Source organism: Streptomyces sp. Alt3 (assembly GCF_030719215.1).
Taxonomy (GTDB): Bacteria; Actinomycetota; Actinomycetes; order Streptomycetales; family Streptomycetaceae; genus Streptomyces; species Streptomyces glycanivorans.
In genome coordinates, this window is sequence record NZ_CP120983.1 from 7,016,126 (window position 1) to 7,031,924 (window position 15,799).

15 protein-coding genes are annotated in these 15,799 nt (G+C 70.4%); 12 read left to right on the forward strand and 3 right to left on the reverse strand.

Translation table 11 applies throughout. The annotated features are described in order from the left end of the window. The first annotated feature begins 48 nt into the window (after window positions 1-48). The 12 genes from P8A20_RS31105 (at window position 49) to P8A20_RS31160 (ending at window position 12,700) form a co-directional block, all read left to right on the forward strand. Window positions 49-594 (forward strand): LemA family protein, encoded by a 546-nt coding sequence (locus P8A20_RS31105; protein WP_147962337.1) that lies wholly within the window; start codon window positions 49-51, stop codon window positions 592-594. Between the two features lie 225 nt (window positions 595-819). Further along, complete coding sequence (gene pdxS / locus P8A20_RS31110; protein ID WP_147962338.1) at window positions 820-1,740, forward strand: pyridoxal 5'-phosphate synthase lyase subunit PdxS; 921 nt, start codon at window positions 820-822, stop codon at window positions 1,738-1,740. Between the two features lie 6 nt (window positions 1,741-1,746). Continuing rightward, window positions 1,747-2,379: a pyridoxal 5'-phosphate synthase glutaminase subunit PdxT gene (pdxT, locus tag P8A20_RS31115; protein WP_306104678.1), complete on the forward strand. Its 633-nt coding sequence runs from the start codon at window positions 1,747-1,749 to the stop codon at window positions 2,377-2,379. 61 nt (window positions 2,380-2,440) lie between these two features. Beyond that, on the forward strand, window positions 2,441-3,193 hold the full coding sequence (locus tag P8A20_RS31120; protein ID WP_147962340.1) for a YebC/PmpR family DNA-binding transcriptional regulator: 753 nt from the start codon (window positions 2,441-2,443) through the stop codon (window positions 3,191-3,193). Between the two features lie 114 nt (window positions 3,194-3,307). Further along, the gene (gene ruvC / locus P8A20_RS31125) at window positions 3,308-3,841 is read left to right on the forward strand and encodes a crossover junction endodeoxyribonuclease RuvC (protein ID WP_147962341.1); all 534 of its coding nucleotides are present in this window, start codon (window positions 3,308-3,310) and stop codon (window positions 3,839-3,841) included. Continuing rightward, the gene (gene ruvA / locus P8A20_RS31130; protein ID WP_147962342.1) at window positions 3,838-4,464 is read left to right on the forward strand and encodes a Holliday junction branch migration protein RuvA; all 627 of its coding nucleotides are present in this window, start codon (window positions 3,838-3,840) and stop codon (window positions 4,462-4,464) included. Before ruvC ends, ruvA begins: the two co-directional genes overlap by 4 nt. An 81-nt stretch (window positions 4,465-4,545) precedes the next feature. Further along, on the forward strand, window positions 4,546-5,631 hold the full coding sequence (ruvB, locus tag P8A20_RS31135; protein WP_306104679.1) for a Holliday junction branch migration DNA helicase RuvB: 1,086 nt from the start codon (window positions 4,546-4,548) through the stop codon (window positions 5,629-5,631). A 167-nt stretch (window positions 5,632-5,798) separates the two neighbouring features. After that, window positions 5,799-6,275 carry a preprotein translocase subunit YajC gene (gene yajC, locus P8A20_RS31140; RefSeq protein ID WP_147962344.1) on the forward strand — a complete coding sequence of 159 codons (477 nt, stop codon included), beginning with the start codon at window positions 5,799-5,801 and terminating at the stop codon, window positions 6,273-6,275. Between the two features lie 147 nt (window positions 6,276-6,422). Continuing rightward, window positions 6,423-8,180, forward strand: coding sequence for a protein translocase subunit SecD (gene secD / locus P8A20_RS31145; RefSeq protein WP_147962345.1), 1,758 nt, complete (start codon window positions 6,423-6,425; stop codon window positions 8,178-8,180). A 1-nt stretch (window position 8,181) separates the two neighbouring features. Continuing rightward, on the forward strand, window positions 8,182-9,279 hold the full coding sequence (secF, locus tag P8A20_RS31150) for a protein translocase subunit SecF (RefSeq protein WP_306104680.1): 1,098 nt from the start codon (window positions 8,182-8,184) through the stop codon (window positions 9,277-9,279). Next, a complete protein-coding gene (locus P8A20_RS31155) occupies window positions 9,279-9,836 on the forward strand; it encodes an adenine phosphoribosyltransferase (RefSeq protein WP_147962347.1) in 558 nt (185 codons plus the stop codon). The genes secF and P8A20_RS31155 overlap by 1 nt, the downstream gene beginning before the upstream one ends. Window positions 9,837-10,003: 167 nt before the next feature. Further along, a complete protein-coding gene (locus tag P8A20_RS31160) occupies window positions 10,004-12,700 on the forward strand; it encodes a RelA/SpoT family protein (RefSeq protein ID WP_306104682.1) in 2,697 nt (898 codons plus the stop codon). 53 nt (window positions 12,701-12,753) lie between these two features. Here the strand turns inward: P8A20_RS31160 and P8A20_RS31165 are convergent, their stop codons facing one another. The 3 genes from P8A20_RS31165 to P8A20_RS31175 form a co-directional block, all read right to left on the reverse strand. After that, window positions 12,754-13,359 (reverse strand): ALF repeat-containing protein, encoded by a 606-nt coding sequence (locus P8A20_RS31165; protein ID WP_147962350.1) that lies wholly within the window; start codon window positions 13,357-13,359, stop codon window positions 12,754-12,756. A gap of 192 nt (window positions 13,360-13,551) precedes the next feature. Then, window positions 13,552-14,781, reverse strand: a complete 1,230-nt coding sequence (locus P8A20_RS31170) for a DUF349 domain-containing protein (RefSeq protein ID WP_306104683.1) — start codon at window positions 14,779-14,781, stop codon at window positions 13,552-13,554. Window positions 14,782-14,969: 188 nt separating this feature from the next. Continuing rightward, on the reverse strand, window positions 14,970-15,758 hold the full coding sequence (locus P8A20_RS31175; RefSeq protein ID WP_147962352.1) for a peptidylprolyl isomerase: 789 nt from the start codon (window positions 15,756-15,758) through the stop codon (window positions 14,970-14,972). Window positions 15,759-15,799: the final 41 nt, after the last annotated feature.

Below are 15,799 nucleotides of genomic sequence, written 5' to 3' on the forward strand. Positions count from 1 at the left end.
CGTACCGGGGGGCCCGGGCGGCCGCCGCCGACGGTAGCCTTGCCGCCCGTGATCGAAATCCTCATCTGGACCGTCGTCGCGCTCTTCGCGATCGGCCTGTACCTCAGCTGGACCGCAGGGCGGCTCGACCGGCTCCACGCGCGCATCGACGCGGCGCGGGCCGCGCTCGACGCCCAGCTGCTGCGCCGTGCCTCGGTCACCCAGGAACTGGCCACGTCCGGGGTCCTGGACCCCGCCGCGTCGATCGTGCTGTACGAGGCCGCCCACGCCGCACGGCAGGCCGAGGAGGAGCAGCGTGAGGTCGCGGAGAGCGAGCTGAGCACCGCCCTGCGGGCCGTCTTCGGTGAGCCGGCACAGGTCGACGCCGTGAAGGAGTTCCCGGGCGGTGAGGACGCGGCGAGGGAACTGGCCGCCGCCGTACGCCGGGTGCCGATGGCGCGCCGTTTCCACAACGATTCGGTGCGGGCCGCCCGCGCCCTGCGCAGGCACCGGACGGTGCGACTGCTCCGGCTCGCCGGCCACGCCCCGTTCCCGCTCGCCTTCGAGATGGACGACGAGCCGCCGGTGGCCCTGGCGGACCGCCCCGGCAGCTGACGGCGGCCCGGCCCGTTCCCGCCGCACGGGGCCGGGAACGGATCGGCGCGCCCACTGGGTGCGGACCGGCCCGGCGGAGGTCTGACCCGGCCGGGTGCGGGCTCCCGGGACGTACGGAACGGTCCACGGGGTGTTCATTGGCCCTTGCTGTGGACTGCTCCAGGGGCGTTTGCTCGGAGAAGCAGCAGCACCCCGTTGTCTTCTCCACCCCAGTGAGGTCGATCCGTGTCCACGCTTCCCAGCACCCCGCAGTCCGCCGAGACCCCGGCCACCGGCACCGCCCGAGTCAAGCGCGGCATGGCCGAGCAGCTCAAGGGCGGCGTGATCATGGACGTCGTCGACGCCGAGCAGGCGAAGATCGCCGAGGACGCGGGTGCCGTGGCCGTCATGGCGCTCGAGCGGGTGCCCGCCGACATCCGCAAGGACGGCGGCGTGGCCCGGATGTCGGACCCGAACATGATCGAGGAGATCATCGGGGCCGTCTCCATCCCGGTCATGGCCAAGTCCCGCATCGGCCACTTCGTCGAGGCCCAGGTGCTCCAGTCCCTCGGCGTCGACTACATCGACGAGTCCGAGGTGCTCACCCCGGCCGACGAGGTGAACCACAGCGACAAGTTCGCCTTCACCACCCCGTTCGTCTGCGGCGCCACGAACCTGGGCGAGGCCCTGCGCCGGATCGCCGAGGGCGCCGCGATGATCCGCTCCAAGGGCGAGGCGGGCACGGGCAACGTCGTCGAGGCCGTGCGCCACCTGCGCCAGATCAAGAACGAGATCGCCCGGCTGCGCGGCTACGACAACAACGAGCTGTACGCCGCCGCGAAGGAGCTCCGCGCGCCCTACGAGCTGGTCAAGGAGGTCTCCGAGCTCGGCCGGCTGCCCGTCGTCCTGTTCTCGGCCGGTGGTGTGGCCACCCCCGCGGACGCGGCCCTGATGCGTCAGCTCGGCGCCGAGGGCGTCTTCGTGGGCTCCGGCATCTTCAAGTCCGGCGACCCGGCCAAGCGTGCCGCCGCCATCGTGAAGGCCACCACCTTCCACGACGACCCGAAGGTCATCGCGGACGCCTCGCGCAACCTGGGCGAGGCCATGGTCGGCATCAACTGCGACACGCTGCCCGAGGGCGAGCGCTACGCCAACCGCGGCTGGTAAGCACCGATGACCGACACCCCTGTCATCGGAGTCCTGGCGCTCCAGGGCGACGTACGGGAACACCTGACCGCCCTGGCCGTGGCGGACGCCCTGGCCAGGCCGGTCAGGCGGCCCGTGGAGCTCGCCGAGGTCGACGGGCTGGTCATCCCCGGCGGCGAGTCCACCACGATGTCCAAGCTGGCGGTGATCTTCGGGATGCTGGAGCCGCTGCGCGAGCGGGTCGCCTCGGGGATGCCCGTGTACGGAACCTGCGCCGGGATGATCCTGCTGGCCGACAAGATCCTCAACCCTTCCCCGAGCTCTCGACTCCGTTCGAGCGGGGGAGACCCCGTGCCCGGCCAGGAGACGGTCGGCGGCATCGACATGATCGTGCGCCGTAACGCTTTCGGGCGGCAGAACGAGTCCTTCGAGGCGGCCGTCGAGATGGACGGGGTTCCCGGCGGACCCGTCGAGGGCGTCTTCATCCGGGCCCCCTGGGTGGAGTCGGTCGGCGCCCGCGCCGAGGTCCTCGCGGTGCACGGCGGCCATATCGTGGCCGTACGCCAGGGAAACGCCCTGGCGACGTCGTTCCACCCGGAGCTGACCGGGGACCACCGTGTGCACGCGCTCTTCACCGACATGGTGCGCGCCGTGGGCTGATGCGATCCCGGTAGGATCTCTCGGGTTCGGATCGATTTTGGTGACGCGAAGGAGAAGGCAGATGTCCGGCCACTCTAAATGGGCTACGACGAAGCACAAGAAGGCCGTGATCGACGCCAAGCGCGGCAAGCTCTTCGCGAAGATGATCAAAAACATCGAGGTCGCGGCCCGCACGGGCGGCGCCGACGTGTCCGGCAACCCGACCCTCTTCGACGCCATCCAGAAGGCCAAGAAGAGCTCGGTCCCGAACAAGAACATCGACTCGGCGGTCAAGCGCGGTGCCGGCCTGGAGGCCGGCGGCGCCGACTACGAGACGATCATGTACGAGGGCTACGGCCCGAACGGCGTCGCGGTGCTCATCGAGTGCCTCACCGACAACCGCAACCGTGCCGCGTCCGACGTCCGTGTCGCCATGACGCGCAACGGCGGTTCGATGGCGGACCCGGGCTCGGTCTCGTACCTGTTCAACCGCAAGGGCGTCGTGATCGTCCCCAAGGGCGAGCTGTCCGAGGACGACGTGCTCGGTGCCGTGCTCGAGGCGGGTGCCGAGGAGGTCAACGACCTCGGTGACACCTTCGAGGTGCTCAGCGAGGCCACCGACATGGTCGCGGTCCGCACTGCGCTGCAGGACGCCTCCATCGACTACGACTCGGCCGAGGCCAACTTCGTCCCGACCATGCAGGTCGAGCTCGACGAGGAGGGCGCGCGCAAGATCTTCAAGCTGATCGACGCGCTGGAGGACAGCGACGACGTGCAGAACGTCTTCGCCAACTTCGACGTCTCCGACGAGGTCATGGAGAAGGTCGACGCCTGAGGGCGGTGCGGTACACCGACGGGCCGACGGGACACACCCCGTCGGCCCGTCGCATTGTCGGTGCGACCCGATAGCCTGCGGGAACAGGTGACCGAGTGGCGGAGGGGCCCTTTCGTGCGGGTGTTGGGTGTGGACCCGGGGCTGACCCGGTGCGGTGTCGGAGTCGTCGAGGGCGTCGCCGGACGGCCGCTCACCATGGTGGGCGTCGGCGTCGTGCGTACCCCGGCCGACGCGGAGCTCGGCCACCGGCTGGTCGCCATCGAGCGGGGCATCGAGCAGTGGCTCGACGAACACCGCCCCGAGTTCGTGGCGGTGGAGCGGGTGTTCGCCCAGCACAACGTCCGCACGGTCATGGGCACGGCCCAGGCCAGCGCGGTCGCGATGCTCTGCGCGTCCCGCCGCGGCATCCCCGTCGCCCTGCACACGCCCAGCGAGGTCAAGGCGGCCGTCACCGGATCAGGACGCGCCGACAAGGCGCAGGTCGGGGCGATGGTGACCCGCTTGCTGCGCCTCGACGCACCCCCGAAGCCCGCCGACGCCGCCGACGCCCTCGCCCTCGCCATCTGCCACATCTGGCGCGCGCCCGCGCAGAACCGACTGCAGCAGGCCGTCGCCGCCCATCGCACGCTGAAAGGCCGTACCGCATGATCGCCTTCGTCTCCGGCCCGGTGGCCGCCCTAGCCCCGACCACGGCCGTGATCGAGGTCGGCGGCATCGGCATGGCCGTCCAGTGCACGCCCGAAACCCTCGCCGGACTGCGGATCGGCACGGACGCCAGGCTGGCCACCTCCCTGGTCGTCCGGGAGGACTCGCTCACCCTCTACGGCTTCGCGGACGACGACGAGCGGCAGGTCTTCGAGCTGCTCCAGACCGCCAGCGGCGTGGGCCCCCGGCTCGCCCAGGCGATGCTCGCCACCCACAGCCCCGACGCCCTGCGCATCGCCGTCGCCACCGGTGACGAGAAGGCGCTCACCGCCGTGTCCGGCATCGGCAAGAAGGGCGCCCAGAAGCTCCTCCTCGAACTCAAGGACCGGCTCGGCGACCCGGTCGGCGCGCGCATCGGGCAGCAGGGCGTCGGCACGGCCGTCAGCTCCTCCTGGCGCGACCAGCTGCAGGCCGCCCTCATCGGCCTCGGCTACGCCACCCGGGAGGCCGACGAGGCGGTGACCGCCGTGACTCCGCAGGCCGAGGCGGCGATCGCCGGGGGCGGCCAGGCACCCGTGCCCCAGCTGCTCCGTGCAGCCCTGCAGACGCTCAACCGCGCACGCTGACCCCAGGGGCCCAGGCGGCCCCGCACGCCGGCCGGGACACCGCACGGACCGGCACCGAAACACCGAGGCGGGACTGACGAGATGAACTGGGACGAGACCGGGCCCGACACCGGCGACCTCACCGACGAGCGGCTGGACGACCGCCTGGTCGACGCCGGCGCGGACGGCGAGGACACCGCGGTCGAGGCCGCCCTGCGCCCGAAGGACCTCCACGAATTCGTCGGCCAGGAGAAGGTGCGCGAACAGCTCGACCTGGTCCTCAAGGCCGCCCGCGCCCGCGGCGCCACCGCCGACCACGTCCTGCTCTCCGGCGCCCCCGGCCTGGGCAAGACCACCCTCTCCATGATCATCGCTGCGGAGATGGGCGCCCCGATCCGGATCACCTCGGGCCCCGCGATCCAGCACGCCGGAGACCTCGCGGCGATCCTTTCCTCCCTCCAGGAGGGGGAAGTCCTCTTCCTCGACGAGATCCACCGGATGTCGCGGCCCGCCGAGGAGATGCTCTACATGGCGATGGAGGACTTCCGGGTCGACGTCATCGTCGGGAAGGGCCCCGGCGCCACGGCCATCCCGCTGGAACTGCCCCCCTTCACCCTCGTCGGCGCCACCACCAGGGCAGGACTGCTCCCGCCCCCGCTGCGCGACCGCTTCGGCTTCACCGGACACATGGAGTTCTACGCCCCCACCGAGCTGGAGCGGGTCATCCACCGCTCCGCCGGCCTGCTCGACGTCGCCATAGACACCGCCGGCGCCGCTGAGATCGCCGGACGCTCCCGGGGCACCCCCCGCATCGCCAACCGCCTGCTGCGCCGCGTCCGCGACTACGCCCAGGTGAAGGCGGAAGGACGGATCGACCGGGACATCGCCGCCGCCGCCCTGCGGGTGTACGAGGTCGACGCCCGGGGACTCGACCGGCTGGACCGTGCGGTGCTGGGCGCCCTGCTGAAACTCTTCGGCGGAGGCCCCGTCGGGCTGTCCACCCTCGCGGTGGCCGTGGGGGAGGAACGCGAGACGGTCGAGGAGGTCGCCGAGCCCTTCCTCGTACGGGAAGGACTCCTCGCCAGGACCCCGCGCGGCAGGGTCGCGACCCCCGCGGCGTGGGCCCACCTCGGCCTGGTCCCTCCGCAGCAAGGCGCAAAGGGACAACAGGGCCTGTTCGGGGCGTGACGCAGGACGGGTTGGCCAGCAGGGGAACCCCGGTGCGATGCTGGACGTTGTTCCAATGATGCGGACTCGCTTAGACTCCGCCGATGCCGCCCGTACAGGTCGGTGTACCCACCCCCGTAGACCAGGCCGCGTGAATCAGCGTGGTCGTGCGAAGGAAGTTCCGTCCCGTGAGTCTCGTGACCCTCCTCCCCTTCATCGTGCTCATCGGGGCCATGTTCCTGATGACCCGGTCCGCCAAGAAGAAGCAGCAGGCGGCTGCGCAGATGCGCAACGACATGCAGCCCGGCACCGGCGTCCGGACGATCGGAGGCATGTACGCCACCGTCAAGGAGATTCAGGACGACACGGTTCTCCTCGAGGTCGCACCCGGCGTCCACGCCGTCTACGCGAAGAACGCCATCGGCGCGGTCCTGGACGACGCGGAGTACAACCGCATCGTCCACGGCGACGACGAGCTGGAGGGCGAGGACACGGTCGTGCCCGACGACGCCTCCTCGCTCACCGACGGTGAGTCCGCGGACGACGACGTCGCGAAGATCGACCTGGGCAAGAAGGCCGAGGACGACGCAGCGCCGAAGGACACCGAGGTCAAGGGCTCCGAGGTCAAGGACGCCAAGGCCGACGGCGAGGGCGACGCGAAGTAGTTCCACGATCCCCGGACGCCGGATGCCTGCGGGTGTCCGGCGTCTCGCGGGCCGTGGGCCCTTCTGCGGGGTCGGGTCCCCACATCACTCAGTGGCCGCTCGGGCGCGCACCCGGCGCGGGGCGGTTGGACAGGGAGAAACGAAAAGGTGGCAGCACCGAAGAAAGGCCGGGGCTCAACCGGTGGACAGGGCAGGCCGGGCCGTGCCCTGGCACTGATCCTCATCGCCATGGTCGCCCTGACCGGCGGGATGTTCCTGTCCGGTCACACCACGCCCCGGCTCGGTATCGACCTGGCCGGCGGCACGTCGATCACCCTCAAGGCCAAGAGCCAGCCCGGCAAGCCCGAGGCGATCAACGAGACCAACATGAACACCGCGGTCAGCATCATCGAACGCCGTGTCAATGGTCTGGGTGTCTCCGAGGCCGAGGTTCAGACCCAGGGCGCATCCAACATCATCGTCAACATCCCCAAGGGGACGAATTCGGCACAGGCCCGGGAGCAGGTCGGCACGACCGCCCAGCTGTACTTCCGGCCCGTGCTCACGGTCACCGGCGGCGCACCGACGCCCGAAGGTTCCGCGAGCCCGTCCGCGAGCGGATCCGGGGAGCCGAGCGCCACGCCCAGTGCGAAGGCGAGCGACCCGGAGACGGCCTCGAATTCGAAGACGACGCCCTCGGCCGACTCCACCACCCAGGGCCGTGCCGTCACCGACGCCCTGAAGAAGGACGCGACGCCGACCCCCTCCGGCACCGCCGGTGCCGGGGAGTCGGACGCCCCCGCCGCGACCGAGACGCCCGACGCGGCCACCGCGGCGCTCCAGAAGAAGTTCACCGAGCTCGACTGCACCGACAAGGCGGCCCGCGCGGCCGCCGGCGACGGTGTGAAGCCGACGGACCCCACGGTCGCGTGCAGCTCCGAGGGTGACGCCAAGTACCTCCTCGGCCCGGCCGAGGTCTCCGGTACGGACGTCGACGACGCGAAGGCCCAGTTCGACCAGCAGCGCGGCATCTGGCTCGTCTCCATGGAGTTCACCGACAAGGGCTCCAAGAAGTTCCAGACGATCACCAAGAAGCTCTCGGCGCAGCAGTCCCCGGCGAACCAGTTCGCGATCTCCCTCGACGGCGAGGTCGTCTCCGCACCCCAGGTGAACGAGACGCTCAGCGGCAGCGCCGAGATCTCCGGCAGCTTCACGCAGCAGTCGGCGGAGGACCTGGCCAACGTCCTGTCCTACGGCGCGCTCCCGCTCTCCTTCAGCGAGGACACCGTCACCACGGTCACCGCCGCCCTCGGCGGCGAGCAGCTGGAGGCCGGTCTCATCGCCGGTGCCATCGGACTGGCCCTGGTCGTCATCTACCTGGTGGCCTACTACCGCGGTCTGGCGCTCATCGCGCTCCTCAGCCTGGTGGCCTCCGGAATCCTGACCTACACGATCATGGCCCTGCTCGGCCCGGCCATCGGCTTCGCGCTGAACCTCCCGGCCGTCTGCGGTGCGATCGTGGCGATCGGTATCACGGCGGACTCGTTCATCGTCTACTTCGAACGCATCCGGGACGAGATCCGTGAGGGCCGCACACTCCGTCCGGCCGTCGAGCGCGCCTGGCCGCGAGCCCGTCGCACCATCCTCGTGTCCGACTTCGTGTCGTTCCTCGCGGCGGCGGTGCTCTTCCTCGTCACCGTCGGCAAGGTCCAGGGCTTCGCGTTCACGCTCGGCCTCACGACCCTGCTCGACGTCGTCGTGGTGTTCCTCTTCACCAAGCCCGTCATGACGCTGATGGCCCGCACGAAGTTCTTCGGCGGCGGTCACCCGTGGTCCGGCCTGGACCCGAAGCGGCTCGGTGCCAAGCCGCCGCTGCGCCGCTCGCGCCGCGTCAACGCCCGTACCGACCACCCGAAGGAGGCGTGAGATGTCGCGACTCGGCAATCTCGGCGCCCGGCTCTACCGTGGCGAGGTCGGTTACGACTTCATCGGCAAGCGCAAGATCTGGTACGGCGTCTCGATCCTGATCACCATCACGGCCATCCTCGGCCTGGCGGTCAGCGGCCTGAACATGGGCATCGAGTTCAAGGGCGGTGCCGTCTTCACGACCGACACCAAGGCCAAGGTGTCCGTCTCCCAGGCCCACGAGGACGCGGTCGAGGCCTCCGGCCACGAGGCGATCGTCCAGGAACTCGGCAACGGCGGGCTCCGGATCCAGATCACCGAGGTCGACACCAAGAAGGCCGACCAGATCAAGACCCAGCTCGCCGAGGACCTCGGCATCCCCGAGGCGAAGATCAACGCGGACCTCGTCGGCCCCAGCTGGGGTGAGCAGATCGCCAACAAGGCCTGGGCCGGCCTGGGCATCTTCATGGTCCTCGTGGTGGTCTACCTGGCCATCGCCTTCGAGTGGCGGATGGCCGTCGCGGCCCTCATCGCGCTGATCCACGACATCACGATCACCGTCGGTGTCTACGCCCTCGTCGGCTTCGAGGTCACCCCCGGCACCGTGATCGGTCTCCTGACGATCCTCGGTTACTCCCTCTACGACACGGTCGTCGTCTTCGACAGCCTCAAGGAGGGTACGAACGGGATCACCAAGCAGACCCGCTGGACCTACAGCGAGATCGCGAACCGGTCCATCAACGGCACGCTGGTGCGGTCCATCAACACCACCGTCGTCGCGCTGCTCCCGGTCGCCGGTCTGCTGTTCATCGGTGGCGGTGTCCTCGGCGCGGGCATGCTGAACGACATCTCGCTGTCGCTCTTCGTCGGCCTCGCCGCCGGTGCGTACTCCTCCATCTTCATCGCCACCCCGCTGGTCGCCGACCTCAAGGAACGCGAGCCGCAGATAAAGGCACTGAAGAAGAGGATCCTCGCCAAGCGGGCCGCCGCGGCAGCCAAGGGCGAGTCCGCCGAGGACGAGCGTGACGACCTGGCGGACGACGACTCGGAGCCCGCGGGTGCCGTGGTCGGTCAGCGCCGCCAGCCGGGCGGTCACGGCCGGACCCCGAGGAACCGCTGATGACCGGCACGAGCGTCACCGACACGACCCGGGAGCTGCTGCTCAGCCGGATCCGCGACGTACCGGACTATCCGAAGCCCGGAGTGCTGTTCAAGGACATCACCCCCCTGCTCGCGGACCCGGTCGCCTTCACCGCGCTCACCGACTTCTTCGTGGAGCTGTGCGCACGGCACGGGGCCACCAAGGTCGTCGGACTGGAGGCGCGCGGCTTCATCCTGGCCGCGCCGGTGGCGGTCCGGGCCGGGCTCGGGTTCGTCCCCGTGCGCAAGGCCGGGAAGCTGCCCGGTGCCACGCTGGGGCAGGCGTACGAGCTGGAGTACGGCACGGCTGAGATCGAGATCCACGCCGAGGACCTGTCCGCCGACGACCGCGTCATGGTCATCGACGACGTCCTGGCCACCGGCGGCACCGCCGAGGCATCGCTGGAGCTCATCCGGCGGGCCGGTGCGCAGGTCGCGGGGGTGTCCGTCCTCATGGAGCTCGGTTTCCTCGCCGGCCGCGACCGGCTCGGGGCGGGGCTGCGGGAAGCCCCGCTGGAGGCTCTGATCACCCTCTGACCTGCGCCGCGTCCGTGTGGCGCGCGTAGGGACGTACAGGACGGGTACCCGGGAACACCGGGTACCCGTCCTGCGTTGTGAGGGGTTCCGCAGTCCCCGGGCGAGGTCCTGCCCAGAGGTCGATACCATGGGCTTTCCGGTAGCCCGGATCCGCACGAGGAGCGCTCTTGCCAGACGAGGCCCAGCCAGTCGCCGCCCCGCAGCCCGAAAGGCCCGCGGCGGCCTCCGCCACGCCCGGGGAGACGCAGCCCGACGGTCCCGGCACCTCCGGTTCCGCGGGCGAGCGCACGCAGGGCCCTGCCCAGGCTCCGGACCCCGGGTCGCCCGGCACCCCGGCGCCGAAGCCGACACCGCCTCCCGGGACGAAGCCCACGCCGTCCTCCGGGGCGCCGTCCTCCGGAGCGCAGTCCGTGGCGGAGGAGAAGCCCGCGGCGGAGGAGAAGCCCGCGCCGCAGGAGAAGCCCGCCTCCGCCCCCGCGGCGCAGAAGCCCCCGGCCCCCGCTCCCGCGGTGAAGCCCCCGGCCAGGCCGTCCGCCACACCGCCGGCTCCGCCCGCGCGCTCCGGCGGTTCCTCCAGCCGTGTCCGGGCCCGCCTCGCCCGACTGGGTGTACAGCGCTCCAGCCCGTACAACCCGGTGCTCGAACCCCTTCTGCGCACGGTCCGCGGCAACGACCCCAAGATCGAGTCCGCCACCCTGCGCCAGATCGAGCGCGCCTACCAGGTCGCCGAGCGCTGGCACCGCGGTCAGAAGCGCAAGAGCGGCGATCCGTACATCACCCACCCGCTCGCCGTCACCACGATCCTCGCCGAGCTCGGCATGGACCCGGCGACACTGATGGCCGGGCTGCTCCACGACACGGTCGAGGACACCGAGTACGGCCTGGACACCCTGCGCAAGGACTTCGGCGACCAGGTCGCCCTCCTCGTCGACGGCGTCACCAAGCTCGACAAGGTCAAGTTCGGTGAGGCCGCCCAGGCCGAGACCGTGCGCAAGATGGTCGTCGCCATGGCCAAGGACCCCCGGGTCCTCGTCATCAAGCTCGCCGACCGCCTGCACAACATGCGCACCATGCGTTACCTCAAGCGGGAGAAGCAGGAGAAGAAGGCCCGCGAGACCCTCGAGATCTACGCGCCGCTGGCCCACCGCCTGGGCATGAACACCATCAAGTGGGAGCTGGAGGACCTCGCGTTCGCGATCCTCTACCCCAAGATGTACGACGAGATCGTCCGCCTCGTCGCCGAGCGCGCGCCCAAGCGTGACGAGTACCTCGCCATAGTGACCGACGAGGTGCAGGCCGACCTTCGCGCCGCCCGTATCAAGGCCACCGTGACCGGACGGCCGAAGCACTACTACAGCGTCTACCAGAAGATGATCGTGCGGGGCCGCGACTTCGCCGAGATCTACGACCTGGTGGGCATCAGGGTCCTCGTCGACACGGTCCGCGACTGCTACGCGGCGCTCGGCACCGTCCACGCCCGGTGGAATCCGGTGCCCGGGCGGTTCAAGGACTACATCGCGATGCCCAAGTTCAACATGTACCAGTCGCTGCACACCACGGTGATCGGTCCCAGCGGCAAGCCCGTCGAGCTCCAGATCCGCACCTTCGACATGCACCGCCGCGCCGAGTACGGCATCGCCGCGCACTGGAAGTACAAGCAGGAGGCCGTCGCGGGCGCCTCCAAGGTGCGCACCGACGTCCCCAAGCACGCGGGCGGCCGCGGCCAGGACACCGTCAACGACATGGCGTGGCTGCGCCAGCTCCTGGACTGGCAGAAGGAGACCGAGGACCCAAGCGAGTTCCTGGAGTCCCTGCGCTTCGACCTGTCGCGCAACGAGGTGTTCGTCTTCACGCCGAAGGGCGACGTGATAGCGCTGCCCGCCGGCGCGACGTCGGTCGACTTCGCGTACGCGGTCCACACGGAGGTCGGCCACCGGACCATAGGAGCCCGGGTCAACGGACGGCTCGTCCCTCTGGAGTCGACCCTCGACAACGGTGACCTGGTGGAGGTCTTCACCTCCAAGGCGGCGGGCGCCGGGCCTTCGCGCGACTGGCTCCAGTTCGTCAAGTCGCCCCGGGCGCGCAACAAGATCCGCGCCTGGTTCTCCAAGGAGCGGCGCGACGAGGCGATCGAGCAGGGCAAGGACGCCATCGCGCGGGCCATGCGCAAGCAGAACCTGCCCATCCAGCGGATCCTGACAGGCGACTCCCTGGTCACGCTGGCCCACGAGATGCGCTACCCCGACATCTCGTCGCTGTACGCGGCGATCGGTGAAGGGCATGTCGCAGCGGCGGGCGTCGTCCAGAAGCTCGTCCAGGCACTCGGCGGCGAGGACGCGGCCAACGAGGACCTGGCGGAGAGCTCCCCGCCCTCGCACGGGCGCGGCAAGCGCCGGGCCAAGGCCGACCCGGGTGTGGTCGTCAAGGGCGTGGAGGACGTCTGGGTCAAGCTGGCCCGCTGCTGCACCCCCGTGCCCGGCGATCCGATCATCGGATTCGTCACCCGGGGCAGCGGCGTCTCCGTGCACCGCGCGGACTGCGTCAACGTCGACTCGCTCTCGCAGCAGCCGGAGCGGATCCTCGACGTCGAGTGGGCGCCCACCCAGTCGTCCGTCTTCCTGGTGGCCATCCAGGTGGAGGCACTGGACCGCTCGCGGCTGCTCTCCGACGTCACCCGCGTCCTGTCCGACCAGCACGTGAACATCCTGTCGGCGGCCGTGCAGACCTCCCGCGACCGTGTGGCCACCTCGCGGTTCACCTTCGAGATGGGGGACCCCAAGCACCTGGGCCACGTCCTGAAGGCCGTACGCGGCGTGGAGGGCGTCTACGACGTCTACCGGGTCACCTCGGCACGGCGTCCCTGAGGACGCCGCGTCCGGCAGACGCTGAGCCTGCCGGACGCGGCGTCCGGGGTCGTCTACGCGTCGACCTCGTACTGGCCGTACTCCAGGAAGTAGCGCATCTCCTCGGGCGTGCCGTCGATGGCCTCCTGGACCGCGGCGCGCAGCGCGTCACTTATGCCGGGGCGGTTCAGGATGCTGACGATGGCGACGCGGTCGTCCTCGGCCTGGGCCAGGCGGTAGCCGGTTTCGAGCCAGGTGCGTATCTCCTCGGGGGTGCCGTCGTCGAGGAGTGCGTTGATCTCCTTGACGACTCGTCTGCCGGAGTCGGGGTCGGCGAGTATGCGGGAGAGGGCGACGGTGTCGTCCTCGGCCTGGGCCAGGCGGTAGCCGGTTCCGAGCCACGCGCGCATCTCCTCCGGTGTACCGGAGTCGAGGAGCGCGTTGACCTCGCGGATGACCCTCCTCCCGGAGTCCGGGTCGGCCAGTATGCGTGAGAGGGCGACGCGTACGTCGTCGTCGGACATCTCGTCCACCGGGGTCTCCAGGACCACGACCGCCGGTGACACGGCCACAGGGGCGGGTGAGGAGACGGTGCCGGTGGCGAAGGCCGGGCCGGCCAGAAGGAGAGCCGGGGCCAGGGCGGTGGCTGCGACGGTCAGAACGGCACGGGTGGGTCTCATGGGTGAACCTGCCTCAAGTCGTAGTGAACCCGGTGCCGGCACACCTGCGCGTGCCGACGTGGAGATCATCGCGCCTGGGTCTGACAAGGCACCGGCTGAACCGCACCGCTCTTCGATGCTGTCCGCACACGAGAGGGGCTCCCGTACGCCAGGCGTACGGGAGCCCCTCTCGTTCCGGACGGGTCGCGCGGCTCAGCCGCCGAACTCCTCCAGGCCCTTCAGCGCCTGGTCCAGCAGGGCCTGCCGGCCCTCGAGCTCCCGGGAGAGCTTGTCGGCCCGGGCGTTGTTGCCCGAGGCGCGCGCCGTGTCGATCTGCGTGCGCAGCTTGTCGACGGCCGCCTGGAGCTGACCCGTGAGACCCGCGGCGCGTGCCCGCGCCTCCGGGTTCGTCCGGCGCCACTCGGACTCCTCGGACTCCTGCAGAGCCCGCTCCACAGCCTGCACCCGGCCCTCGACCTTCGGGCGGGCGTCACGCGGGACGTGGCCGATGGCCTCCCAGCGCTCGTTGATGGAACGGAACGCGGCCCTGGCCGCCTTCAGGTCCTTCACCGGCACCAGCTTCTCGGCCTCGGCGGCGAGTTCCTCCTTGAGCTTGAGGTTCTCGCCCTGCTCCGCGTCCCGCTCGGCGAAGACACCGCTGCGGGCACCGAAGAAGACGTCCTGGGCACCGCGGAAGCGGTTCCACAGCTCGTCCTCGGCCTCGCGCTGGGCGCGGCCCGCAGCCTTCCACTCCGTCATCAGGTCGCGGTAACGCGCGGCCGTCGCACCCCAGTCGGTCGAGCCGGAGAGCGACTCGGCCTCGGCGACCAGCCTCTCCTTGACCTTCCGGGCGTCCTCGCGCTGGGCGTCCAGCGCGGCGAAATGGGCCTTACGGCGCTTGGAGAAGGCGGAACGGGCATGCGAGAAGCGGTGCCACAGCTCGTCGTCGGACTTGCGGTCCAGACGAGGCAACCCCTTCCACGTGTCGACGAGCGCCCGCAGACGCTCACCCGCCGACCGCCACTGCTCGCTCTGCGCCAGTTCCTCGGCCTCGACGACGAGCGACTCCTTGGCCTGACGGGCCTCGTCGGTCTGCTTCGCCTTCTGGACCTTGCGCTCCTCGCGCCGCGAGTCGACCGTCGCGACGAGCGCGTCCAGCCGCTTGCCGAGCGCCACGAGGTCACCGACGGCGTGATGCTCGTCCACCTGCTGACGCAGGTGATCGATCGCCGCCGTGGCGTCCTTCGCCGACAGGTCGGTGGTCTTCACCCGCCGCTCGAGGAGGCCGATCTCGACCACCAGGCCCTCGTACTTGCGCTCGAAATAGGCCAGTGCCTCCTCGGGGGAACCGGCCTGCCACGATCCGACGACCTGCTCGCCCTCGGCCGTACGCACGTACACGGTGCCCGTCTCGTCGACACGGCCCCACGGGTCGCTGCTCACAGCGCCTCCTCCACCTGATGCATCGAGGGGGTTCGCCCCCGTGCATCGTCCACAGTTTCCTGGGGCGGGCTGCGCCCGCCCTGCACAACGCCAATCTAGGCGACCGGCCACCCGGCTGTCCGCACTCAGCGCGGCTGAAATTCTCCGGTGTGCTCCGGGAACCTCCTGCCGGATGGCCGCGTGCGGCGTCAGGCCTTGTCGACCGTCACCTTCTCGACCGTGACGGCCTTCTTCGGGGCACCGTCACCCGCTCCCTCGGCGACGCCCGCCTCGGCGACCTTCTTGACCGCCTTCAGGCCCGCATCGTCCATGGTGCCGAACGGCGTGTAGCTGGGCGGCAGTTCGGTGTCCTTGTAGACCAGGAAGAACTGGCTGCCGCCCGTTCCCGGCTGGCCGGTGTTCGCCATCGCGACGGTGCCCGCGGGGTACGTCACGGAACCGGTGTCGCCCGCCTTGCCCAGCGCTGTCAGGTTCTCGTCCGGGATCGTGTAGCCGGGGCCGCCCGTGCCGTCGCCCTTGGGGTCGCCGCACTGGAGGACGAAGATGCCCTCGGTGGTCAGGCGGTGACACTTCGTGTCGTCGAAGTACCCCTTGTCCGCCAGCGCCTTGAACGAGTTCGTGGTGTGCGGGGTCTTCGCCGCGTCCATCGCGATGCCGATGTCGCCCTGGCTCGTCCTGAGCGACATCGTGTACTGGGCCTTCTTGTCGATCTCCATCGCGGGTTCGGGAGCCTTGCTCTCGCTCTCCGAGGGCGACGCCGACGGGCTCGCGCTCGCGGCGGCGTCCGCGGAGTTCTTCGTGTCGTCCCCGTCGAGCGAGAGGTACGCGCCCACGCCGATGACCGCGACCACGGCCACCGACGAAGCGATGATCACCGTGAGACGCCTGGTCCTCCGGCGCGCTTCCTCCCGGCGCTGCTGCTGCCGCTCGAACTTCTCCCGGGCGAGCTGCCGTCGCCGCTGATCGCTGCTGACCACCGGATGGTCTCCTTGTGCGTCGTGTGATCGGACCTGGAATG